Raw genomic sequence first — 25,169 nt, 5'->3', positions numbered from 1 at the left:
AATGGATTTCGAAGCGTTGCGCCGCCTTATCGCCCGGCAACAGCGGACGCTCTGCTGTCTCTGGGATGAATTCGATCCCTGCGCCGAAATGGAAGCGCTGAAGGAGTGCAAAGCGTCCGAGCCGCCGGCGGCATTGTGGGCCAAACGGTGCGCCGCCCGGCTGCAAAGCGTCCGGTTCACGGTCGAACCGGACGAATTGCTGATCGGCCGGCCGATCAGGCCGAACCGTTCGCCGGACGAACTGGAGGCGGCTCGAACCTTCCTGAAAGAACACAGCCCGCTGCGCGATTGCCGCAGCGCCGGCCAAACCGGACACGCCGAGCCGGATTACACCGGGCTTTTTCAAAAGGGCATCGCCGGGCTGCTGGCGGAGCTTCGGGGCAAAATCGCCGCGTCGGACGGCGCCGTCCGGGAAACCTGCGGCAGTTTCACCCTGGTCCTGGAAGCGTTCGGCGCGATGATCTCCCGCGCCGCCGACACCGCGGAAACCGGCGGAAACCGGCCGGTTGCCGCCCTCTGCCGAAAAATCGCCCGCCAGCCGCCGGAAACCTTTCAGGAGGCGCTCCAACTGATCTGGTTCGTCATGTTCGCCGTTCAGCTCGGCGACAGCGCCAGTTTGCTCGGTCCCGGCCGGCTCGACCGGCGGCTGGCGCAATTTTACGAAAACGACGTGAAAAATGGTCTTCTCACTTATTCGCATGCCGTCGAGTATTTCGCCCTGCTCTATCTTTATATCAACGCCACCTGTCCGGCCGGCCTGGCTTATGCGGTGATGATCGACGGCGGGACGGTCAACCCGCTTTCGTATGCGGCGCTGGAGGCGCTGCGGCTTTCCCGGCTGGTCTATCCATCGGTGGGGCTCTGCGTCACCGACGCAACCCCGCCAGACCTCAAACAACTGGCCGTCGACCTCATCGCCGAAGGATTGCCCAATCCCGCGTTTTTCAACGACCGGCTTCTCCGGGAAAGCATGGCGTATTACGGCGTGCCGGAGGCCGAAACCGGCGAATACATCAACTCCACCTGTGTCGAAATCACGCCGTGCGGCGCGTCGAATGTCTGGGTCGCCTCGCCTTATTACAACCTCTGCGGCATTCTGCTCGAAGCGCTGAAACACCCCTGCGACAGTTTCGAAGCGCTGGAGCGGCAATTCTACCGCCTGCTCGGCCGGGCCATCCGTGACGGCGCCGCCGAACAGAACCGTCTCCGGCAATATCGCCGGGAGCATTGGCGCCGTCCCCTGCAAAGCGTTTTCACCCGCGACTGCCTAACGCGCGGCCTGGATATCGAATGCGGCGGGGCCCGCTACAACTGGGTAGAGTGTTCCTTCGTCGGACTCGCCAACTGGGTGGATTCGATGGTCGTCATCCGGGAGGAGGTATTCCGGCGCCGCAACTTGTCGCTGTCCGAACTGACCGCGCTGCTGGAACGGAATTTTGCCGGACGGGAAAATCTGCGGTTGAAATTTTTGAACCATTATCCGAAATACGGCTGGAATGATCCGGAGGCCGATGCGCTGATTCCGCCGTTGATCGATTTTCTCCGCCGGGAATGTGCCGGTCAGCGCATGTCGCCCGACGATTCGCCTTATCTTCCCGGCCTGTTCTGCTGGGAAATGCACCAGCGGCTCGGCGCGGTCACCGGCGCCACGCCGGATGGCCGGCCAACCGGCGCCCCGTTCGCCGACGGTGCCGGTCCGGCCCAGGGGCGGGAGAAGTCCGGGCCGACCGCCGCAGTGCATTCGGTCTGCAGCTGGGACCACCGTTTTCTGCTCGGCGGTTCCGCCTTCAATCTGAAATTTCCCCGTTCGCTGCTGGCCGGCAGGGCGGAAAGAAACAAACTGCTGGCGCTGATCGATGTCTTTCTCGAAGGCGGCGGCTTCCAGACCCAGATCAACGCGGTGGACGACGCTACCCTGCGCCGGGCGATCGAACGGCCGGAGGAGTACGCCGACCTGGTCGTCCGGATCGGCGGCTATACCGATTACTTCACCCGGTTGTCGCCCGGCATGCAGCAGGAAGTGCTGCAGCGCAGCGAATACGCCGGTTTATGACTGAATCGAGGGAAACAATGATCACCGGAACGATTTTCGACATTGAAAAATTCGCCATTCACGATGGTCCCGGCATCCGGACCACGGTTTTTTTGAAAGGCTGTCCGCTGCGCTGCCTCTGGTGTCACAATCCGGAGTCGCAACACCGGGCCAGGGAAATCTTTTTCACACCGGAAAAATGCATCGGCTGCGGCTGGTGTTTCCAGGCTTGTCCGAATCATTGCCATCAACTGACGGCCGACGGTCACCGATTCGACCGGACCGGCTGCAGCCGCTGCGGCAAATGCACGGAGCAGTGCCATGCCGGCGCGCTGGAGCTGGTCGGCCGGGAGATGACCGCCGACGAGGTATTGCAGGAGGTGTTGAAAGACAAAATTTTTTACGACAATTCCGGTGGCGGCCTGACGCTGTCGGGCGGCGAACCGCTGGCGCAATTCGATTTTCTCTGCGACCTGCTGCCGAAAGCCAAGACGGCCGGACTGCATATCTGCCTGGAAACCTGCGGCTATGCGCCGTGGCGACAGTTCGAACGGATGCTGCCGTACATCGACCTGTTTCTCTATGACATCAAGGCAACCGACAGCGACCGGCACCGGGAATTCACCGGAGCGCCCAATACGCTGATCCTCGACAACCTGCGAAAGATCGACGCGGCCGGCGGACAAAGCATTCTGCGCTGCCCGCTGATTCCCGGCGTCAACGATGAAGCGGCTCATCTGCTGGCAATCACCCGGCTGGCCGATTCGCTGCGGAATGTCCGGGAGATCCATCTCGAACCCTATCACCCGCTCGGCATCGGCAAGAACGCCCGGCTGGGCAAAACCAGCCGGCTGCCGCTCACCGAATTCGCCGAAGCGGAAACGGTGGAAGGCTGGCTGCAATTCATGCAACAACACACCAATCTCACAGTAAGGAGAAGTTAAAAATGGATTCGTTTACTTATTTCATCCCGACCAAGGTTCTTTTCGGCGCCGGCAAACTCAACGAGCTGGCCTCCACGCCGCTGCCCGGCCGGAAGGCCCTGATCGTCATCACCGCCGGCAAATCGATGAAAGCCAACGGTTACCTGGAACGGGTCCAGGCGCTGCTGACCGAAAATCATTGCGGCCATGCCGTCTTCGACAAAATCCTGCCCAATCCGATTCTGTCGCACGTCATGGAAGGGGCGGCGCTCGCCCGCCGGGAGAATTGCGATTTCGTCATCGGTCTCGGCGGCGGCAGTTCCATCGACTCGGCCAAGGCGATCGCCATCATGGCCAAAAATCCCGGCGATTACTGGGATTATGTTTCCGGCGGCAGCGGCAGGGCGTTGCCGATTCCGAACGGCGCACTGCCGATCGTCGCCATCACGACGACCGCCGGCACCGGCACCGAAGCCGACCCGTGGACCGTGATCACCAAGGAGGAAACCAACGAAAAGATCGGTTTCGGCTGCGATCTCACCTACCCGGTTCTCTCCATCGTCGATCCTGAATTGATGACTACCGTTCCGCCCCGTTTGACCGCCTTCCAGGGCTTCGACGCTTTCTTCCATGCCGCGGAAGGTTATCTGGCCAACATCGCCACGCCGGTCAGCGACGCTTTTGCGCTGCAAAGCATCGCCCTGCTCGCCCGTTCGCTGCCGGCCGCCGTCAAAAACGGCGCCGATCTGGCGGCCAGAACCGACGTGGCGCTGGCCAATACGCTCTCCGGCATGGTGGAGTCGACCTCCTGCTGCATTTCCGAGCACTCCATCGCGCACGCCCTCGGCGCCTATCACCAGAACCTGCCGCACGGCGCCGCCCTGGCGGCGGTCAGCGAGGAATATTTCAAATTCTTCGCCGACAAAGCGCCGGAGCGTTTCGTCAAAATGGCGGAAGCAATGCGGATTGCCAATGCCACGCCGGCCAAATTCGTCGAGGCGCTCGTCCAGATGCAGAAGGAGTGCGGCATTTATCCGGTGAAGCTTTCCGAATACGGCGTCAGCGCGGTGGAACTTCCGACCATCGCCGACAATGCCAGAGAGACGATGGGCGGTCTTTTCGAACTCGATCCGGTTGCCTTGAACCGCGATGAGGTCATCGGCATCCTGCAGCGTTCTTATCGTTGAACCGGCCGTTTTCCCGGTTTCAATTTTGCGACGGCCTCCGGTGTCGGCAATCACCGGAGGCCGTTTTTGTTTTCGCCGGGCACCCTTCTCCGCCACTTCCGGAATAGCTTCGCGCCTCTTGATAAAGCGTTAAACCTAAAATTAAACTATTTTTTCAAAAAAATTTCGCTTTTTCTGTCGTTACCTCTTGACAAGAAAGATTTTTTTTGCTATAATTACAACTGAAAACAAGGTTTAACGCTTTATCAAAGGATCAATCAAAGCAATGATGTCACCGCGAACCCGCTTAAGCGATGTTGCCAAAGAGGCCGGGGTTTCGATTACCACCGTCGCCCGTGTTCTGTCCGGCTCCGGACGGAACATCCGGGTCAGCCAGGAACGAGCCGCCGCCATCCGCGCAATCGCCGAACGGTTGAATTACCAGCCGAATATCAACGCCCGGGCCTTGGCCGGCCAGTCTACCCGGATCCTTGGCGTTTTGATCGACAGCGAAGCGCCCGTCACTGTTTTCCGGGCATTGCGCTGGATTGAACGCGAAGCCAATGAACGCGGTTACCGGCTGATGATCGGCGAAGGGCACAACAACCTGGAAAATCTGCGCGACAGTTACCAGATGTTCTGCCAGCACGGTGTCGACGGCGTCATCATCATGGCCCACGAGTACGGCGACGCCAACGCCGATCTCTCCGCCTATTTCAGACCGGATGCCCGGACGATTTTCATCGGCCGCCCCAAGCTCAAGGACGCCAGTTATGTCCTGCTCGACCGAGAAGCCGGAATCCGCGAGGCGGTCAGAACGTTATGGGAACGCGGCCGGCGGCGGATCGGCCTGGTGACCGATTCCGCCGGCTTTTCCAGCGTAAGGCAGCGCCTGAACGCCTACCGGGAGACGGCGGCGGAATACGAGCTGGAAGAACTGATTTATCGGATTCCCAGCAGTGCCGACGCCGTGCAGATCCGCCGCCAGGCCGTCAAGCTGGTCGACGATTTTGTGCTCCCGGCCCGGTTGGACGGCCTGATCGCCCACAACGATTCCTACGCGATCGCCTTGTTGAGCGAATTGCACCTGGCCGGACTGGAGGTGCCCCGGCAACTGTCGCTGGTGGGCAACGACAACGACGACATCTGCGAATGCCTGGCGCCGACCCTGTCGTCGATCGACGAGAGCAGCGAAATTGTGGCGCGGCAGGCAGTCCGCATGCTGCTGGATTCAATTAAAGATGCCGAAAGGGACTATATCGCCCGGCAGGTCAATGTGAAGACCAAGTTGATGGTTCGGAATTCAATATAGAAAAACACAAAACTACGGAGGAACTCACATGAAACGGCGGAAAATTTTCACATTAATAGAACTTCTGGTCGTCATCGCCATCATCGCCATTCTTGCCAGCATGCTGCTCCCGGCATTGTCCAAGGCCAAAGCGGCGGCGACAAACATCAAATGCATCAACAACTCCAAACAACTGGGTCTCGCCTGGTTCATGTACGGCAATGATTACGATGACGTCGCCCTCGGACCGGGCTGGGATGCCAACGAAACCTTCTGGCCGGATCGCATGGCCAATTATCTGGCAGCCAAATGGTGGAACAATAGCGACGGCGTCGATCATGCCAGCTTCTTCGCCACCCACGGCTGTCCGGCCCGGTCGGTCGGCGACAACGGTAATGCACCCTGGATTGCGCCGCTCCGTTTCCTGGACGAAAGCGACGACACCTGGCAACCCCGCGTCTCCAAATTTTCCCAGTTCAAACGTCCCAGCAAGCAGGTTCTCCTGGCCGAATCCACGTGGTATAATTACTGCTGGGGTTCCTGGCTCGCACCGCACGGTCAAAATGCCAACTACACCTTTTCCGACGGGCATGTCTCCGCGATGCGTTCCATGCTGAAGGACCGGGTCACCCCGGCGCCCAATCCGGAGAACGGTTACGATCCGGGTTTTCCGGACACCGACGGCTACCGCTGGTTCGATTACAGCGAATTCTGAAGCGCCCCCGCGCGGCAACTGACGACGATATTTTGAGGATTCACGCATGAGTTGGAAAATGATATTGACAGCCGCCCTGCTGCTGGCCGGCCTATGGCAGGCGAAGGCGGACATTTCGGTCGGCATCCTGGATATTCCAGGCTGCACCACCGGCAGCGAAGGACTCTATCAGACCCTGCAGGATCAACCCGGTTTGAAAGTCGACAAAATCGGCGCACTGTCGCCCGAGATTCTGCGACAGCACCAGGTACTGCTGATTTCCCATGACTACCCGTTCGAGCAGAAAACGATGCTGCGAGAAGCGGTTGCCGACGGGCTCGGGGTACTGTTGACCCACGACGCCGCCGGTTCGGGACGGGTGATTTATGCGGCTTCCGCCCAGGGCAGTTTCCCGGAAATCGCCTCGCCGGCGCCCGGTTCGGTAAGCAGTACAGTCAGCTCACGCAAACTCGGCATCGTAAAAGACCATCCGGTCACCCGGGGATTGCCGGCGGAATTTCTGCAGCAATACACCGATCACGCCGTCCTCTACCCGGTCAGCGACGATGCGGCATTGGTCGACGACGTCACCGATTATCACGAGTTCAAAGCGCATGCCTTTCTGGGAACGCAATCGCGCTGGGCCAAATTCTACGGCGGCAACTGCGTGCTGGCGGCCGGCGGGTTCGGAACCGGGCGGGTCGTCCTTTACGGCGCCCTGCCCGGCCTAGGCGATGACGATAAACCGGCACCGGCCACCGGAGCGGAAAAGCAATTGCTGCTGAATGCCATTCACTGGCTGGCCGGTGAAGGCGCCGTCGACCTCACTCCCGGCCGGACCAGCCGTTACCGACCGCATGCCGCAGTCGTCAAACCGGACTTCCAGGTCCAGGCGGTACATTTGCTTTCCCCGCCCGGGTCCGCCGTTGCCGACGGCCCGCTCCAGATCCGGATTCCGGCCGACGGCAGCGCCGTCGAGGTGACCACGCCGGTCCTGCGATTGATCGCCGGCGTCGAAGACGGCGTTCCGTCGCTGAGCTTTCTGGAAATTTTCGACCCGGCTTGGCACCACACCTGGGCCGGTTTGGAACAGGCCACCTGGAGCGCGCCGGTCCTGCGGCTGAGCCCGCGGCTATGGCCGATGGCGGCGCTGCCGTTCAAAATCGATCATGAAAAAGGTTATCCGCAGTCGGATTTTGCCGCGGCGCCGGCCCAGTATTTTGCCGATACGGTGGAACTAGCCGTCGGCCCAACCGGCCGGCTGGTCGTCCATTCGGACGGCACGCTCGAATTGACCGGTTTTGCCCGGGACGGCCGGTTGGCCACCTGGACCTTCGACGCCTATGAAACAGCCGACGGCAGACGGGTGGCGGAAACGGTCGCCTTCGACCTGCCGGAACTGCCGAACGTGACGGCGCTGGTCAAAGACGGCAGCTACCGGGTCGAAGGCCGTTTCGTCATCCGGCCGCGGCTCGGTATCACCGGCATGAGCCCGGGCGTCATGCGGGAAATCACGTTTGCCGGCGATACGCTCCGGGTAATTCCGACATCTTCTGCGACACGCCGCCTGACGATCAAAAAATTATGGAAAGAGCGGGGCACCGATCAATTCTTTCCGCTGCTGCCGCAGCCGCTGGAACTGGAACAAGCGGCGGCGGTGGCGGACATCGCCACCTGGCAACTCGACGCCGACGGTTTCGCGTTGTTCACCGCGCCGGGGGCGCCGGGGGCTGCGCAATTGAGCGATGCGGCGGTAGCCGCCTCAACCCGTCAACTCGATCCGGACAATGAGGACGAGCAGGTCTGGCGCCGTTTCCTGATCGGCGCAACAGACGATTTGCCGTTGGGCGTCAGCCGCGGCGTGCTCTCCGGCCGCGATGCTTCCGGCCGGGAGCTGGTACGCATCCCGCTTGAAATCCACGGATACGTCAGCATACCGACCGGCATCTTCCTGTACAGTGAATCCTGGCGGCAGCAGCCGGCGTTGACGCCGGCCGACCAATGGCCGAAATTGTGGCGCGATCTCGGTATGTCGGGACTCGATTACCTGATCTACGGCGTCTGGGGCAGTCCGGAAATGGACGCCTGGCGCGAAGCGGCTCTCAACCGGATGGCCCGTTACGGCAGCCGCTGGGTGGCCAGCCTTTCCGAATATCAGGTCGGTCGGCTGGTGGAAGCCCAGCAGGGCCGTTCGTTGCGGGACATCGCCGCGCCGCAGCAGCCGGAGCTGGCCGAACAATTGCTCAAACCGGTGCTGGAACAATACCGTCGCCATCCGCTGCTGACGGGCTGGTACCTGACCGACGAAGTGCCGCAGGGCGAACCCGATCCGGCCAGCGGAGAACTGCCGCTCGGCTATCGGCTGGCCAACCTGCTTTACGATACTGCCGAACGGTATGTGCCGGAAGATCTCAAAATCAACCTGATCACCACCTGGTTCACGTCACGGGCCAGCTGGCGCGATCACCTGAAAAGCGATGTGTTCAACTACGATCCCTATTACGCTGCAGTCGCCGGGCTGGAACGCGACGTCAGCAATACCGTCGCCGAAATCAACACGCCGAAACGCAAACCGTTGTGGATTACGCTGCGCAGTTGCGGTCCCACCTGGTATGACACGCTCGACTTGTGGTTCGACATCCGCCGCCAGACGATGGCGGCTTACGCCGCCGGCGCCGACAGCATAAACTACTTCATGTACGCCCACTGGATGAAGGATATGGAAGAAAATGCCTGGTACATGGTGTTTCCCGGTCCGCAGGGGCCGGTGGCAGCGCCGCGGCGGCAAATTCTGGATTATCTGACCGAAGATCTGGCGCTGCTGTCGACGGTGGAATACGGTCTGCAGCTCGACCCGGAACGGCGCCGGACCTGGCGGGATGATTATGAACAGGCCTGCCGCTGGGCGGTCTCCGGTCATTACGACGCCATGCGGCAAGTGCTGCATCGGCTGCTGGCCGAAATGCAATTCAACCGTTGAAAACGCCGCCCAGTCCAGTCACGACACCCCGCCGGCCATTCGGCGGGGCGTCCTATTTTTCTCTTTCTTCCCGGACCGGATTCGGCTCTTCCGGCAATTGATGACTTGACTTTTCCGCCGCTGGCGGCATATTATCCTTATTCTAAAGTAACAGTTGCGTAAGGATCAGCCGGTTTTTTATTTTCTCCGACCTCCTTCGCTGACAAACAATGGTATATTACAGGATTCAGAATGTCTATTGAAAATGTGATTTCCCGCGCCATCGTCCGGAATTTTGCCGATAAACTGGAAAACGCTCTGCGGCTGGATGTCGCCATCGTCGGCGGCGGTCCGTCGGCGCTGGTGGCAGCCCGCGATTTGAGCAAGGCCGGTCTGCAGGTGGCGATTTTCGAACGCAAACTGGCGCCCGGCGGCGGCACCTGGGGCGGCGGCATGTTGTTCAACGAAGTCGTCGTTCAGCAGGACGCGCTGGCGATTCTCGACGATTTCGGCATCGGTTATCGGCCGATTGAGGATTCTCCCGGCTATTACACGCTGGATTCGGTGGAAATGGCCTCCGGCTTGATCTTCGGCGCCGTCCGAAGCGGCGCCAAAATCTTCAACGCCGTCAGCGTCGAGGACCTGGTTTTCAAAAACGGCAAGATCAACGGCCTGGTCATCAACTGGACGCCGGTGGAACGGCTCGGCATGCACGTCGACCCGTTGACCGTCATCGCCGAAGCGGTGCTCGATGGCACCGGCCATCCGAGCGAACTCATGCACCTGGCCTGCGACAAGGCCGGCATCAAGCTGTCGACGCCGACCGGCAAAATTCTCGGAGAAAAACCGATGTGGGTCGATTCCGGCGAAGCCTCCACCGTCGAAAACACCCGGGAATATTATCCCGGCCTGTTCGCCTGCGGCATGAGCGCCAACAACGTCAACGGCGGTTACCGGATGGGGCCGATTTTCGGCGGCATGCTGATGTCCGGCCGCAAAGTGGCCGGATTGATCGCCGGCAAATTTCAAAAGTAAGAACCGGAGCGCGGCGGAATGACGGACGCGTTGTCCAAAGGCGGATGCTGTTTTATAGAAGCCGGCAAGCTGACCGACCAGCTTCATAACGCCCGGCCGGCTCACAGCCGGGTACGCGAAATCATCGCCAAAAGCGGCCGGAAACAACCGTTGGAAGTGGCCGAAACGGCAACGCTGCTGGCAGTGACCGATCCGGAGCTGCTGCAGGAAATTTTCGCCGCCGCCCGCCGGTTGAAGCAGGAAGTCTACGGCAACCGCCTCGTTCTTTTCGCACCGTTGTACATCGGTAATTTCTGCGTCAACGACTGCCGGTACTGCAGCTTCCGCCACAGTCTGGCTTCCACCGTCCGGCACACCCTGTCCAACCAGGAGTTGACCGGGAAGGTGCGGCAGCTTGAGACGCTCGGCCACAAGCGCCTGACGCTGGTCTATGGTGAACATCCGCAGTACACGCCGGAATTCATCGCCGACACCGTCCGGTTCTGCTATCAGGCCGGCAAGGCCATCCGGCGGATCAACATCAATGCGGCGCCTCAGTCGGTCAGCGGTTTCGCGACGCTCAAAGCGGCGCAGATCGGCACCTATCAATTATTCCAGGAAACCTATCACCCCGAACTCTACGCCCTGTATCATCCGCGCCGCACCCGCAAAGGAAATTATCTGTGGCGGCTGGATGGCCTGGACCGGGCATTGGAAGGCGGCTGCGACGACGTTGGATTCGGCGTATTGCTCGGCCTCTGCGACTGGCGATTCGAAACGCTGGCGCTGGTCAGCCATGCCGTTCATCTGCAACAGAAATACGGCCTCGGCCCGCACTCAATCAGCCTGCCGCGCCTGACGGACAGTTGCGGTTTCACTTTGAATTATCCGGTCAGCGACCGGGATTTCAAACGGATGGTGGCCATTCTGCGGCTGGCGATTCCCTATTGCGGGCTGATCATCAGCACGCGCGATACCGCGGCGATCAGCGAAGAAATTCTTCCCGTCGGCATCAGCCAGCTCAACGCCGGTCCGCACCTGGAATTCGCTGCCGGCACCCGGGAGCCGACGATGGACGAAGTGATGCACTGGCTGCTGGAACGTGATTTCCTGCCGAGTTTCTGCACGTCCTGCTATCGGCACGGCCGCAACGGAGTTCACCGGATGGAATACGCCATTCCGGGCTTTACCGAAAGTTTCTGCACTCCTAACGCCATTTTGACTTTAGCCGAATATCTGGAAGAAAACGCCTCCGCTTCGACCAAAGAACTCGGATACCGGCAAATTGACCGCGAACTGGCCCGCCTGCGCAATACCAAACGGGTTGACGCCGTCAAGGAACGGCTGCAACAAATCCGGTCCGGTGAACGGGAGCTGTACTTCTAATCGTTCACGGCCGCTCCCGGCGTATTCCGTCCGTCGGCCGGCCCGGCAGCCGCTATTTTTCTGCTGTTTTCCTTGCCGATGTCCAGCAACACTGCCGCGGCAACGGCCACGTGAGACAGTTCATAAGTTGGTATGATCAAAAAACGCCAGCCGTCACAATGCAAAAAATTCCGCAGCGAAATCAGCGTATCGGAGAAAATCAGCAAACCGATGCCGACGGAAAAAATCAGTCGGACCGGCAATGCCGTCCGCATGCCGCATCCGGCCGCCAGCGTCAACAGCGACAATACCGTATAGCCGACCGCCAGGCCGGCAATCAGCGGATTGCCGATGGCGGGAACCAACCACACCAAATAAACGCCATACCCCAAAGCGGCCGCTCCCGGAATCCGCCAATTCAGCCGACGGCCATGATTCCAGGCATAAGCGAAAAAACAGACATGGGCGATGCCGAACGCGACAATACCGGCGGCAAAGCATTCATCTCCTCTGCCGAAATATCCGGCCAGAAAGCTGTCTCCAACGCACGAGGTCAGGAATCCGGCAACCGCCCAGCCGGCAACCAGAGAACGTTTCCCTGCCGCGCCGGCCAGCACCAGCACCGCCCACGAAAGCGAAAGCCAACTCTGCACTGTCCACATTTTTACGCACTTTGTTTTTTGAAAGAACCGGAAACCACTCTAACCTTCGATCCGCCACCCGCCCCAGTCATCAGGACGCTATTACCGGGAAGATATACCCATAAATCTATTCCGTCAAATATTCAATGGAATTCCCAACTGAAAATTACTTCTTTCTTCCGCCGATGCAATCGTAAAAAAGCAATAAAAATAAAAAAAAATTCAATGATAGACCAACTATACTATTTAATAAAAAATAGTAAAAATAATTAAGTAATATTTTTGATTTAAAGATATAGAAAAACTTTTCAAACGGCAAGTCTCGCAATCCTGATCTTGACATTCCGGCGAACCGCGATATATTTTATTGAATTCGATAGTTGCAACTCCAAAGAGAATGGCAGGATGATGAAACAAAATCTTTCCAATGGCGTCACTATACTTTCGCCGTCTTCTGTTGTCCTGTTAAGCAGTGTGCATCGCACGATGAAGCTTGATGATGATTACATCATCAAGCTCTCATTCTTGCAAGCAAGCAAGCAAGCAAGCAAGCAAGCAAGCAAGCAAGCAAGCAAGCAAGCAAGCAAGCAAGCAGTAATTGTGCCATTTCTTTAATTCCTATTCTCTCAAAATTGGTTTCTTTCCAAACGCGGCGCGATTTCCCGACCGGCGCCGGAATGGCGGAAGCTGAAAAAGACTGTTGTCTTCTCATCTCCGCCTCCGGCAGCCGTTGGAGCCAATCAACCACACCGGGGGTGAATGATGAAAACCGGTAACACGGTTTCTGTCGCCATGGCGGTTTGCAACGGGAAACGTTATCTGGCGCAGCAACTACAATCAATCCTGCACCAGTCCCTGGTGCCGGATGAAATAGTCATTTGCGATGACGCCTCACAGGATTCCACCGTTGAAATAGCCAATGCCTTCCAACGAAAATATCCGGATATCATCAACCTCATCCGGAATGAAAACCGTCTGGGCGCTTCAAAAAATTTCGAACTGGCCATCCGCTTGTCAACCGGCACAGTCATTTGCCTCGCCGATCAGGACGATGTCTGGAAGCCGGAAAAAATCCAAATATTAAGTACGCTTATTCTGAATGCGAAACAACCGGCAGGTGCGTTTGCCAACAGTACGATTACCGATGAAAATTTGAAACCGACCGGAGAAAATCACTGGCAGATACGCGGTTTTTCCCCGGCCCTTCTCGATTTTCTTTATGGTGATCACCTTGACAAATTATCCATTTTCTTAAAACGCGTTCCGGCCGCAGGCCATGATATGGCATTCCATTCTTCACTGAAACCGCTCTTATTGCCTTTTCCGAACCTGCCCGAATGCCACGACACCTGGATCGGGCTGGTCCTGGCCTTGATAAATGTCTGGAATTTTACCGGCGAAGAACTTACCATGTTCAGGCAGCATGACGGCAATGCATCGCAATCGGGCAGAAACAAGTCTCTGCTGCAACAGTGGCACGAGGCCAGAAAATCAATCACCGACGACTCTTTTGCCTGGCATACCGCATTATATCGGGAACTGTTGGCCCGACTCAGCTCCCGGCTCGCTCCCGAAGTTATCGAACTGGTCCGGGACCGGCTGGACCATTCGCAGCGACGGGCGGCGATGAACACGAATTTTGCCCGCCGTCTTCCAATGGTCCTGCATGAATTACAAACCAAACGCTATTTTTATTATGCCCGCGGCTGGAAAAGCGTCTTTCAGGATTTATTTTTGCGGTGACTCGGCATGACTTTCATCGGCAACATCAATAAACTGCGTATTCTTTTAACTCCCAAAGACAAAAGACGCCTTTTGGGCATTGCTTTTCTGATGGCACTGGCCGCCTGGGGAGAGACGGCCGGAATTGGCCTTCTGGTCGGGGCGATCGCACTGTTTCTGAATCCCGGCGTATTCGAAACCAATCGATATTTATCCGATTGTCTGTACTGGAGCAACTTGAGTCAAGACAATTTTCTCATTCTCGCTTTTTCACTGATCGTTTTACTGTTGGTATCAAAGAATTTTTTTGCGCTATGGGTAATTCACCTGCAAAGCAGGTTCGTTTACCAAAAGCAAAGCGCCCTTTCGTTACGTCTCTTCACGAACTATATGAAAGCGGATTACCGTTATAGCATGGCCCATCCGCTGCCGGAACGTTATAATAATATTTACCGAATGAGGGAAATCTGCACCGGCGTTCTGTTGCCCCTGATGCAATTCTGGGCGGATACCCTGGCTATTGTTCTGCTGGGATTGTTGATGACTTATTTTATGCCGTGGATTACCCTGGGCAGCCTTACCATCATGCTCCTAGCCACCTGGTTGATTGTGAAAATACCACATGCCAAAAATCTGCAAATCGGCAGAACCGGCCAGGAAGAACAGGAAAATGCCTCAAAAATGATGCATGCCGGCTTGTCCGGCAATAAAACGATCAAGATCCAGCACAAAGAAGATTTTTTCATACGGAAATACCATTTCTATATTCAGCAGGTCGCCCAAAGCGGAACCAAGCTCTATACCCTGGGGCAGATACCGAGGCTGATGTTCGAAAGCATCATTCTGCTTCTGGTATCGGTCATCTTTCTCCTCATGCAGCAGATGGGAAATCCGACAGATAAAATTATTTTGACCTTTTCCATGATTGCGGCAGTCATGTCAAGAGTACTGCCGGCACTGAGCCGCTGCAATTACAATTTAACTCAAATGCGTCAGCACCAATATCTTTTTGATACACTGTTCTCCGATATGACGGACATACCTCGGGAAAAACTCGGCGACAGCGCCACGGCGATGAGTCTACGACATACACTGGCGGTACAATCGCTTGAGTTTTCTTATGGAAATGGCAGGAAAATATTTGAAAACCTGAATTTTGAACTTCCGGCCAAACAAAATCTGGGAATCGTCGGAAAAACCGGCAGCGGCAAAACAACATTGATGGATTTACTGGTCGGTCTGTTGAGACCGGACGCCGGAAAAATTTCGGCTGACGGAACCGATATTTTTGAAAATCTCGCCAGCTGGCGCCAATTGATCGGTTATGTGCCCCAGGACGTATTTATTTGCGAAGGAACGCTGCGCGAAAACATCGCGCTGGGAGTCCCGGCCGACGAAATTGACAATATGAAAATTCAAGCGGTATTACAAACGGCACAATTGCAGGATTTCGTCCGGGAACTGCCCCTAGGAATTCACTCTCGAATTTGCGATGCCGGCGCCAATCTCTCCGGAGGCCAACGACAACGCATCGGCATCGCCCGTGCTTTATATTTCGACCCGCAATTGTTACTGCTTGACGAGGCAACCAGCGCCCTCGATGCCGCAACTGAAGAGGCTTTTGTACAGGCACTAAACAATCTGCATGGCAAATTGACGATGATTATCATCGCCCATCGTTTGAGTACGCTCAACCAATGTGATATTATTGTCGACTTAACCCGGAAGGCAATCGATGAAACCACCGACTCGACTTGACCTGTCCAGATGGTCTCCAATCGGATATCGATGGAATGGATTGCCTGGAAGTTCCCCAGCGCTTATCATACACCAAATGAACGGAACCGACGCAGGTCAGGCCGTACTTATTTTTGACGATACGTTACGCAACCAGTCGGCAGCGATGAGAACATGACAATGAAAATAGCATTTGAACTGGATCAATTGATTTATTATCCGTGCAACGGGATATCCGTCTACTTTTATCATCTTTTACAACAATTACTGGCACAGCGAACCGCCTGCCGTTTGGTATACGCTACCCTAAAAATCCGGGAAGCTGCTGCTGCAACCATTGATTTCGTGGATACGGAAAAATGCCTGCTTCCTCTTCCCGGCCGCTTATTCGCCATTCCTTTTCTATCAAAAATCGCACAACACTACTTTCTGAAGAATACCGATCTCTTTCATGCGGTTTCTGGCATTCTACCCACCTGGTATCGGAAAAGAGGAGCACTCATCGTCACCATTCACGATATGGTTCCATTCCGAGATCAACAAAACAACCAAACGGATGCCTCCAACACGTGGTATCAGACAGAGATGAAACGCGCCGTCACTCTGGCGGACCGGGTAATTACAGTCAGTGAATTCACCGAACAGGAATTATGTGACTTACTGCCCGTCAATCCGTGCAAAGTGACTGTCGTTCCCATCGCATCGCAATTTTCTCCAGAGCAATTTCAAACGAAACAGCCGCTTCCGCCGGCGCTGCAAAATAAAAAATATTTCTTGGCGGTCAGCACCCTGTCGCCGCGCAAAAATTATGAAACATTACTGAAGGCATGGCAATTATTTTATCCACACAACCGGGATTGTCTTTTGGTGATTGTCGGGCGTTGCGGCTGGAAATGCGACAGACTTCTGGGCGATATGCGACACACGCCAGGACTTCTATATTATAAGGAGATGGCAACTGATTGTTTATTGTCTCTTTATCAACACGCCAGCGGATTCTTCAATTTATCGGTTTACGAAGGATTCGGAATTCCCCTGCTCGAAGCGATGAATTGCGGCGTACCATGCTGTTATGCTTCCGGTTCGGCAATGGATGAAATCTGTGGAAATGCCGGCATCGCAGTAACTGCCTGTGATGTCAATGCAGTCGTGGAAATCATGAAAATATTTTTTGACGATGACGCATCGCTGGCCCCTCTGCGAGAACTGGCGCTCAAGCGTTCCCGAAGGTTCAACTGGGAATTGACCGCCGGGATGACCCGACAAATTTATCATGCCATATAGAAAAACAATTCGATGAAAATCAATCTGGTTGGATATTGCGGGGCAACCACCGGCAGCGGAATTGCCGCCAAGCGGCTTTTTCAGGCGCTAAAATACCATGCCGCTGACCTGGAGGTCAACTATCTTACCATCGAACCAACCGACTTCAGCCTCAGGCTTGGAACCAAATTTTTAAAAAGCCGGTTGAAATTTAAACAGTCCCTGTTGTGGAAACTCTATCAATTGCAGGGAAGCACCAATTATAACGCTCATATTTTCAACGTGTTCTCTCATGGATTAATCGACCAGATCCTGTTTAACAATCCCGATGCAGTACATCTGCATGGCATCGTCGGAGAAATGTTGTCCATCCGCGAAATTGCCGAACTGGCCCGCAGAGTAAAAGTGGTATGGACGTTGCACGATTGCTGGCCTTTTTGCGGCAGCGAACAATATCCATTGCGAAATTCCCGGCGTTTTATCGACGGCTATACCGCAACGAACCGGGAAAGCGTCGGCATCGATTTCGATCGCCGGCTCTGGCAACACAAATGGAAGCATTGGCACGGACTGGATATTGCTTTTATCGCCCCCAGCCGCTGGATCAATGCCGAATTGCAAAAAAGTAAATTGTGGCGCGGCTGTCATTCCGTTGTCATCGGCAATACCATCGACACCCGAACATTCACCCCTGATCTCCGCCTGGCAAGCAGGGGCCGCCTGGGAATTCCGCCGGATGGGTTTTTTCTCGGTATTGGGGCAAGCAATCTTTCCCATCCCAACAAAGGTGGCGTTGAATTACAGCAACTTTTGGACTTTCTGTATCGCCGAGACCCGAAACATATCAAACTATTGACGGTTGGAACAGGCAAAATCCGCACCAAACTTCCGGCATGGCATTTGGGAACGGTTGATGACGAAACAACTCTAATCGATTTTTACCGTGCCGGTGATTTGTTCTTATCAACTTCCAAATATGACAACCTGCCCAATATGATTATGGAAGCAATGGCTTGCGGAACTTCTGTGGCGGCGTTCGATACCGGCGGAATCGCCGACTTAATTATTCCAGGCAGCGGACTCCTGATTCCCGATTTCGACGTACAACAACTGGGACTCCGGATTCTTGAGGTATTTTCCCATAACCAGTCCTGCCAGTTGGGCCGATTGGCAAGGCAAGCAATCATTGACAATTTCTCAATGACAACAATCGCCCGAAAGCACCGGACATTTTATCGCGCAATCATCCCTTAATCCGAAATCCAGCGGAACTCTTCCATTTTGCGTTCTATTGATTCATATAAAAAACAGAGTCAGTTTATCGCTTCCGCCGCCGTTTGCAACGCAACACGGGTGGAAACGGCATTCAAGGCGATCAGATGCAGCATCTCGCTGACCGTCGTACAGCAATCGCCCAGAATGACCGGCCGATATTTCTCAGCCATCGGAGAAATGGCGGTATGTGTGACGCAATTCTGCGTCATCATGCCGCAGAGCAACAGTTTTTCAACCCCGAGCTGCCGCAATGTCGCTTCCAACCCGGTTTTGACAAAACCATCGGCAAAGGCTTTCTCCACCACCGGCGCCTCCGGCGCGGCCTCGCGAATCTGTGGATGAATTTCCGCACCCAGGGTTCCCTTGACAAAAAATGGCGCCAATCCGTTTGCACGGTCGGCCAAATGCCGGACCAGAATAACCGGCATGTCATATTGGCGGCATTTTCGGATCGCCGCGACAATATTTTCAAGAACGGCGGCTGTATTCCACAACGGAAATTTATAGCCTGGAAAATAATCGAGTTGCGGGTCGATCACCAACAATGCTGTTTTCGGCTTGTTTTCCATAATATTCTCTCTGTAAGGTGTTTTCCGGAGGACACGATGGCAACTGATCGACACGGCGCGAATCAAACTTAAGCCGCGTATGATATAGAGATCGGTGCGCACCGGGCAAAAACGCCCGGTAAAAAGTGAAATACCGTCCCGCCGACACCAATGCACAGGCGGACCATCTTCCTTTTACCAGGCTGATTTTGCCGGAAATTTACTGGATATTTTCCGGGATAATATTTTCCGGAATCGACGGATTGACCTGTTCGCGGCTGACCAGCACCGGATACCAGAACGCCGAATTGAGTTCCGGTTCATTCTGCTGCCGGACATTGGCCTGCAGCATCCAGACCTGCCCGGTTTCGGTATTGAGCAGCAACATCGCATTCATCGTATAGGGCTGGTTGTTGAATTCCGAGACGACATCCAGCGGCCCGCTGATCACGGCATAACGCGCCGGGGTGTAATTCTGGGAGGAAACCGCTTCGGCCGCCTCCGCCCGGGTCGCTGTATATACGACAACTCCGGTTAACATGACGGCACAGCCCAACAACGCAATTACAGTCTTGCTCAACATAATCACTCTCCTCTTTTTTGATGGTGAACAAACCGAACGAACCGCCGACGGCGGTTGACGCAACTTCATTTTCTCCACCCTCAATATAACCGCAACCGGGCAAAAATACAAATCAGGATCGTTGAAAAACCTTCCACTCCGCCAATGGCCGGATTTTCAGCGGCTGTCTTTTGCCCGCCTCCGGACGCCCCGGAAGCATCAATGAACACGCTTCCGGCCGGCAATTTCCGGCAGCGGCCGGCCGGACAGTTCCGCCATCTGTTTCAGATAATTGCGGTAATGATGCAGGTAAAACGCCAACGCCCGGGAAAAGTGACGGCCAATCAGGCCGTCGATGAAAAGACGGCTGATTTCACGTTCCCGGGTCAAAACGACGACCGAACCAAACAATACCTTGCACTCCTCTTCGGTCAATCCGGACATGACCCGTTTCAAAGCGTTGCGCGCCTGCGGTTGATACAACCAGAAATAGAGCAGATCCAGCGCGTCGACGATGATCGTCCGCTGCAGTTTATGCCGCTCCGGCCCGAGGTGTTTCTGCAATCGCCGCGGATTCTCCAGCAGCGCCAGCGCCTCCATTTCCGGAAACAACACCTCCAAACGGGCGTAGATATGGAATATCAGTTTCAGCTTCTGCTGGTAATCGCGCAGCCGCACCGTGATATTATTCACCCGGTCGCCGTATCCTTCGATGACGCCGGCGATACAGTCGGACGCCAGCTTGGAGATGATCGCCGCCCATTGCTGCAGAATGACGGCAATCCCGCCGACGCCGCACAACGACAGAATTCCGTAGATCGCCGCATTGAACCCGATGGCGACCGGCACCGAAAAGACGGATCGGAAAAAATTACCGACCGCCACCCCGCGGGAAAAGCCGCGAAACAGATTGTGCCAGACAATATAAACCCCGTTGGCCAACGCAATGCCGGTAAAAACGGCCACCGGCTGCTCCTCCGCCGTCCAGCCGAAGCAGCGCTGCAGCAAAACCGTTTTCACGACATAATCCAAGAGCGGCACCGAAATGCCGGTATACATCAATGAATCCGCCACCCGGTCCCAGGAGATGAAATCCTTCCAGGTCAAAAGCTGCGAACCGCGGCGCAGGCCGCCGCCGCCCAGCACCGCCTGCAGAATATTGCGGATGCCGGTGATACCCAGCCAGATAACCGCGCCGAAATAAACCAGCAGCCACCAATCCCCGGTCCAATAGAACGTCAGGAAAGCCGGCAGAAAGCCGATTAACACCTTGCAGAGCATTTTCAGATTGCTGTTCAAGTACCAGACCAGCTCCTGAACATTGCCGATCGTCAACTCCTGCAGCGCATGGTGCTCCGACAACTCCGATTGATAAAAACCGCCGAGCGCCACCAGGTTGCCGGCCGAAGCGTCCCCCAGCTCCAGAACATTGTCCTGAAAGATCCAGCGCTCCTGCCGCTGAAAAAAACAGCCGCAATGCTGCTGCAAAAACCGGAACAGCGGCCGCTGCAGCACCGGCAGGCGGCCGAGGTCCGGCAAATAATCGCATTGCCGGTATACCAGCGAACGGACCGGCTGCAGCGATTCCCGTCCTTCACGGGCGGCGCACAACGATGTCCTCACTTTTTTCGGCAGCGAGTCCAGCACCACCAATCCCATGCCGTGTACCCGGCTCGACCGGCTGGCCGAGTCGCTGCCGAGCCTAGCCCCCAACGCCGCATGACTGTACAATTCGACATATTCAACCAATCGGTGCAGAATTTCCCGCAGCCGGCCGATGCGTTCCAATTTGTCCGGATATTTCGACTCTTTCAAACGGCGCAGCACTTCGACGATGATCTGCTTGATCCGGATGGCGTCGCCGCGGTTCAGCGCCTGCCGGAATTCGTTGATCGCCGCATCGTCCGTCCGGCCGCCCAGCACCATATCCTTGAGGTTGAAAATTTCCAGATGAGTAATCTGGCCGCGGCAATCGAACAAAATTTCGACGACATCCTCCAATTTCAGGTTGGAAAGATTCAGGGTGATCCGGCAGCCGGGAGAAATCCGGCGCAGTTCCTCGATCAACTCCAACTGTGAATAGCGGTTGATTTCCGGCAATTCGCGCAGATTTTCCGGCGGGCGGCTCAGGCGGCGGCCATCGATGAAATGTTCCCGGATATATTCGGCGGTCACCTCCCGCCGCAGATCGGTGATTTCCCGCCGTTCGCGTTCCATTTCCCCGTCGGCAATGCCTTCCAGGCGGGAAAAACGTTCGTCGAGCGCCTGCCGCACCCGGGCGGCCAGCAATTCGGCAATGTGTTCCAGCGCCGGCTGGCCGTAACGGATCGAAGCGAGCAGCTCGGCGTCGCCGACCGCATGCAGCCGAATGTGAAAATGATCATTGAGTTTTTTCAAATTCTGCCGGTTGAAATCATCCAGCGTCTTCAAGACCAGTTTCTTGCGGTAGGCCGCCGCCGCCAGGCAACGGTTCGTGAACGCGACCACCCGCGGCCGGTCCAGGAAACGAAGGAAATCCGTCGCATCGGAAAATCCGTACGGCGTCCAGATCATCTCGACGAAACGATTCCGGTAGACCGTGCTGAACTCCACGCCGATGCGGACATCCACCGCCATGATCGCCGCCGCCTGCAGCAGCTCGTCGGCAGCGTGGCGGGGTACGTAATTATAGTAGACCACCTGCAGTTGCCGGATGCCTTTGATCCAGGCGTCCATGATCAGATGGGTCGGCGACTTCCGCCCCTTGGTGTTGGCATCGTGGACATGGGAGTCAAACGCCAACTGGGTCCAGCTTTCCGGCATTTCAAGCAGATAATAGCGCTTCAGCAACCGGCGGATGAAGCGCGGCTGGCCGAGCAGCGCCCGCCGCAATTCATGTGCCAGCTTCAGACGGCGGACCTGATCGGTCCGTTCGCGGATCAGTTCCTTCATCAATTGCAGCAGCACCCGGGCGGTATTGTGCCGAAACCGGCCGCCGATCCCGGTGATCACTTCATCGTGCAGCGCCTGAAGCGCGGCGAGCCGCTGCTCCATCGCCTCGCCGCCCTGCTCGAAGGTATCGAGCAGATTGTACATCGCCGCGACAATCCGCAACTCCTTCGGCGCCGCCAGCTCCTTGATGCCGCGCGGATGAAAACAAGCCTCGAACAATTTCCGCACCGACTTGCCGGAACGCGGCCGGTCGATGAGCTTGTCCAACTCGGTCAATAATTTATAATCCGCCTGATCGAACAACAAACGGTGCCAGATTTTCGTCGCCATACGTTATCCAACTTTCTCTTCGTTCCTCTCCGGAAGATTGCTTTCCATCAATATACACGCCATCGGCCGTTTGACAAATTTTCGGACGCCTCCCGGCCGGACGGGCCTGAAACCGGCCCAATCGCCGCAACCGGATTTGATTCTCCGCCGGAATGGATTATATTCCGACCAGTGCCGGTTGTCCTCTCCGCGGAGTCGGCAACCGGCCGCTCAAGCCGCCGGACAGACGGCGGCTTCTATTATATCCGGAACGCCGGACGAACGGTCTTTTTTCACCGGGCGGACGGCGTTCCTCCTGTATTTCGTCCCGGCCCGGCTGCCATCGGAAAATTTTACCGGGCAAGTGTGGCGGAGCAGCGAACTTTTTCCGCTTGCAACGGTCTATCCTGCAAAAGGATGAATTACTATGAAAAATTATCGAAATACAATTCTCGTACCGTTCGGTTCCGCCCTGTTGGGCGGAGCATTGGCGATCGGCGGCTTTCTCTTTTTCCAGCCGCAACGGCCGGCGCCAGAACCGGGCGAGCGGTCCGCGCTCGCCACGCCGGAAGATTTACAGCATCACTTTTCCGCGACGATCAACCAGGCGATGCCGTCGGTGGTCATCATCACCGCCAGCCAGCGGCGGCCGGTGCGCCGTACCCCGTATGCCAATTTGTTCAACTACAACCGGCGGCAGCCGGTGGAGATCGACTACCAGGATATTCCCTCCGGCCAGGGTTCCGGTTTTTTCGTCCGGGAGGACGGCCACATCCTGACCAATTACCACATCGTCCGCAACCAGGATTCGTTTCGCGTCTCCACATACGACGGCCGGGAATATGACGCCGAAGTGGTCGGCATCGACCCGCCGTCCGATCTGGCCATTTTGAAAATTGCCGACGGCAAGCCGTTTCCGGTCTTGAAATTCGCCGACATTTCCAATCTCGACATCGGCCATTGGGCGATCGCCATCGGAGCGCCGTTCAGCTTGAACAGTACGGTCACCGTCGGCGTGGTTTCCAACAAACACCGCAGCGGCGTCGGCATCAACCTGCATGAAAGCTACATTCAAACCGACGCGTCGATCAACCCGGGCAATTCCGGCGGCCCGCTGCTGAATGCCGACGGCGAAGTGATCGGCGTCAACGACTTCATCCTGTCGCCGTCCGGCGGCAACATCGGCCTGAGCTTCGCCATTTCTGCCGATCTGGCCCGGCAGGTCACCGAGGACCTGATCACCCACGGCCAGGTCAACCGTCCATGGCTCGGCATCGTCATGCAGGACAGCTCCGACAACAACGGGGTTCGGGTCCAGCAGATCTTCCGCGACTCTCCGGCGGCTGAAAAATTGCGGCCCGGCGACCTGATCACCCGGTTCAACGACCAGCCGGTCACGACGCCGCAGGAGCTGCAGAGCTTGATCTATTCGGCCCGTCCCGGCGATCAATCGACGCTGACGCTGGTTCGCGACGGCATCCAGTTGCAATACGATCTCCTGCTGCAGTCGCCGCCGCAAGCCTGGTATCAGCGCCGCGGGATTACCAACGGTTTTTCATTGGTCGAAAACTTGTAAAGCATCAACCCAATCCGTCGCGGGCAAGTTTTCCGGAGCCGGTTGCCCGGCGGGGCAAGCCTCTCTCCGGCCTGTCGTCATGCGTTGTCATTTGATCCGTCTCCCGGGAGCCTGAAGCATACCCGGGAGACGTTTTGGATATTGAAGGAATCGGCCCGGCAGGCCATCAAACCGGCCGTTCACTTATTTTATTTCGTTTTTTCTGAAAATTATGTCATCCGTTTACTTCAACCCCTTGATTTTTTTGCGTTCTTCCATTAGATTCCCGAATAGGGTGCCGATAAAAATTTTCGTTTCGACCCGAAAGCGAGGCAAGCAATGCGGAAGAAAAGATTTACCCTGCTGGAACTTCTGGTGACGATTTCAATCATTTCCATTCTTGCCGGGCTGCTGCTGCCGGTCATCGGCCGCGCCAGAGGCTCGGCGATGAAAACGAAATGCAAAAGCAATCTAAGGCAGCTCGGCCTCGGCTTGGCCCTCTATACCGATGATTACAACGACAACCTGCCGCCGTACGCGCACTGGGAAATGCCGGACGGTTCGCTGCACTTCTGGTTCACTGAAATCTGCCGCTACCTGGGCGGCAAAGTCATGGACGATGAAAAAGGCACCGGCTGGATCGATGTCTGGAATGTCGCAAACACGCCGCCGCTGCTGATCTGCCCGATGGAAGGCAGCCTGCAGTTCGGCGATATCACCAACGCGGTCTGTTACGGCTGGGTGGCTTACGATTTCGGCCTGACCGACAGCGGCTGGAGCACCGACCCGGTTCACGGCAGCAAAACCAAGCTGTCCAGGGTGAGCAACCCGGCCGGCACCACGATCATCGGCGATTCGCCGAACCATGCCGACGTGCTGTTTGAACAGGATTTGTATGTACTCTACAACAATCACGACAATTGGCATACCAAAATCCTGCCGTGCCGGGTCCCGATGCGTCACAGTCCGGGCAACCGTGTCGAGTCCATCCGTTTCAACGGCTGCCGGCTCGACGGCAGCGTACACGACATCACCGGCGCCCAAATGCTGCTCAATACCTGGGACCCGGACGGCAGCGCCGAAAACTGCTGGCGGCCGCGGCGCAAGGACGGTTCCTTCCAGTAGCCGTCCGGAATCTTTTTGCTGCGAAGCGTCAATGGCGGGGATCTCGTCAAAATAGCG

The 25,169-nt window shown here is 56.4% G+C and carries 19 protein-coding genes; 15 read left to right on the top strand and 4 right to left on the bottom strand.

The window, feature by feature from the left end:
• Window position 1: 1 nt before the first annotated feature.
• From HWX74_RS17005 to hydG, 8 genes are all read left to right on the top strand, one after another.
• A complete protein-coding gene (locus tag HWX74_RS17005; protein ID WP_176014784.1) occupies window positions 2–2,053 on the top strand; it encodes a pyruvate formate lyase family protein in 2,052 nt (683 codons plus the stop codon).
• Window positions 2,050–2,976 carry a glycyl-radical enzyme activating protein gene (locus tag HWX74_RS17000; protein WP_176014783.1) on the top strand — a complete coding sequence of 309 codons (927 nt, stop codon included), beginning with the start codon at window positions 2,050–2,052 and terminating at the stop codon, window positions 2,974–2,976. The genes HWX74_RS17005 and HWX74_RS17000 overlap by 4 nt, the downstream gene beginning before the upstream one ends.
• Window positions 2,977–2,978: 2 nt before the next feature.
• Window positions 2,979–4,142, top strand: a complete 1,164-nt coding sequence (locus tag HWX74_RS16995) for an iron-containing alcohol dehydrogenase (RefSeq protein ID WP_176014782.1) — start codon at window positions 2,979–2,981, stop codon at window positions 4,140–4,142.
• A gap of 265 nt (window positions 4,143–4,407) precedes the next feature.
• Window positions 4,408–5,433, top strand: a complete 1,026-nt coding sequence (locus HWX74_RS16990) for a LacI family DNA-binding transcriptional regulator (protein WP_176014781.1) — start codon at window positions 4,408–4,410, stop codon at window positions 5,431–5,433.
• Between the two features lie 28 nt (window positions 5,434–5,461).
• Window positions 5,462–6,127 carry a type II secretion system protein gene (locus tag HWX74_RS16985; protein WP_176014780.1) on the top strand — a complete coding sequence of 222 codons (666 nt, stop codon included), beginning with the start codon at window positions 5,462–5,464 and terminating at the stop codon, window positions 6,125–6,127.
• A 46-nt stretch (window positions 6,128–6,173) separates the two neighbouring features.
• Window positions 6,174–9,086 carry a hypothetical protein gene (locus HWX74_RS16980; protein ID WP_176014779.1) on the top strand — a complete coding sequence of 971 codons (2,913 nt, stop codon included), beginning with the start codon at window positions 6,174–6,176 and terminating at the stop codon, window positions 9,084–9,086.
• A gap of 231 nt (window positions 9,087–9,317) precedes the next feature.
• Window positions 9,318–10,100: a sulfide-dependent adenosine diphosphate thiazole synthase gene (locus tag HWX74_RS16975; RefSeq protein WP_176014778.1), complete on the top strand. Its 783-nt coding sequence runs from the start codon at window positions 9,318–9,320 to the stop codon at window positions 10,098–10,100.
• Between the two features lie 18 nt (window positions 10,101–10,118).
• Entirely contained in the window at window positions 10,119–11,465 is a 1,347-nt protein-coding gene (hydG, locus tag HWX74_RS16970) for a [FeFe] hydrogenase H-cluster radical SAM maturase HydG (RefSeq protein ID WP_176014777.1), read from the top strand.
• Here the strand turns inward: hydG and HWX74_RS16965 are convergent.
• Entirely contained in the window at window positions 11,462–12,106 is a 645-nt protein-coding gene (locus HWX74_RS16965) for a lysoplasmalogenase family protein (protein ID WP_176014776.1), read from the bottom strand. The two genes, hydG and HWX74_RS16965, sit on opposite strands and share 4 nt — an antisense overlap.
• A 384-nt stretch (window positions 12,107–12,490) precedes the next feature.
• On the opposite strand from HWX74_RS16965, the gene HWX74_RS16960 reads away from it, so the two are divergent.
• From HWX74_RS16960 to HWX74_RS16940, 5 genes are all read left to right on the top strand, one after another.
• Window positions 12,491–12,700, top strand: coding sequence for a hypothetical protein (locus tag HWX74_RS16960; RefSeq protein WP_176014620.1), 210 nt, complete (start codon window positions 12,491–12,493; stop codon window positions 12,698–12,700).
• 147 nt (window positions 12,701–12,847) lie between these two features.
• Entirely contained in the window at window positions 12,848–13,828 is a 981-nt protein-coding gene (locus HWX74_RS16955) for a glycosyltransferase (protein ID WP_217704999.1), read from the top strand.
• Window positions 13,829–13,834: 6 nt separating this feature from the next.
• Window positions 13,835–15,565 (top strand): ABC transporter ATP-binding protein, encoded by a 1,731-nt coding sequence (locus HWX74_RS16950; RefSeq protein ID WP_176014774.1) that lies wholly within the window; start codon window positions 13,835–13,837, stop codon window positions 15,563–15,565.
• A 159-nt stretch (window positions 15,566–15,724) separates the two neighbouring features.
• A complete protein-coding gene (locus tag HWX74_RS16945; protein WP_176014773.1) occupies window positions 15,725–16,828 on the top strand; it encodes a glycosyltransferase family 1 protein in 1,104 nt (367 codons plus the stop codon).
• 12 nt (window positions 16,829–16,840) lie between these two features.
• Window positions 16,841–18,061, top strand: coding sequence for a glycosyltransferase (locus HWX74_RS16940; RefSeq protein WP_176014772.1), 1,221 nt, complete (start codon window positions 16,841–16,843; stop codon window positions 18,059–18,061).
• A 59-nt stretch (window positions 18,062–18,120) separates the two neighbouring features.
• Here the strand turns inward: HWX74_RS16940 and HWX74_RS16935 are convergent, their stop codons facing one another.
• The 3 genes from HWX74_RS16935 to HWX74_RS16925 form a co-directional block, all read right to left on the bottom strand.
• Window positions 18,121–18,651, bottom strand: coding sequence for a cysteine hydrolase family protein (locus HWX74_RS16935; protein WP_176014771.1), 531 nt, complete (start codon window positions 18,649–18,651; stop codon window positions 18,121–18,123).
• A gap of 199 nt (window positions 18,652–18,850) precedes the next feature.
• Complete coding sequence (locus tag HWX74_RS16930; RefSeq protein ID WP_176014770.1) at window positions 18,851–19,213, bottom strand: hypothetical protein; 363 nt, start codon at window positions 19,211–19,213, stop codon at window positions 18,851–18,853.
• A gap of 198 nt (window positions 19,214–19,411) precedes the next feature.
• Window positions 19,412–22,453, bottom strand: coding sequence for a hypothetical protein (locus HWX74_RS16925; protein WP_176014769.1), 3,042 nt, complete (start codon window positions 22,451–22,453; stop codon window positions 19,412–19,414).
• Window positions 22,454–22,859: 406 nt separating this feature from the next.
• Between HWX74_RS16925 and HWX74_RS16920 the strand changes: the two genes are divergently transcribed.
• Window positions 22,860–24,008 (top strand): S1C family serine protease, encoded by a 1,149-nt coding sequence (locus HWX74_RS16920; RefSeq protein WP_176014768.1) that lies wholly within the window; start codon window positions 22,860–22,862, stop codon window positions 24,006–24,008.
• A gap of 318 nt (window positions 24,009–24,326) precedes the next feature.
• Window positions 24,327–25,112: a type II secretion system protein gene (locus tag HWX74_RS16915; protein WP_176014767.1), complete on the top strand. Its 786-nt coding sequence runs from the start codon at window positions 24,327–24,329 to the stop codon at window positions 25,110–25,112.
• The last annotated feature ends 57 nt before the right edge of the window (window positions 25,113–25,169 follow it).

This window comes from Victivallis sp. Marseille-Q1083 (genome assembly GCF_903645315.1).
GTDB lineage: Bacteria > Verrucomicrobiota > Lentisphaeria > Victivallales > Victivallaceae > UMGS1518.
This window is presented reverse-complemented; position numbering and strand designations above follow the sequence as displayed.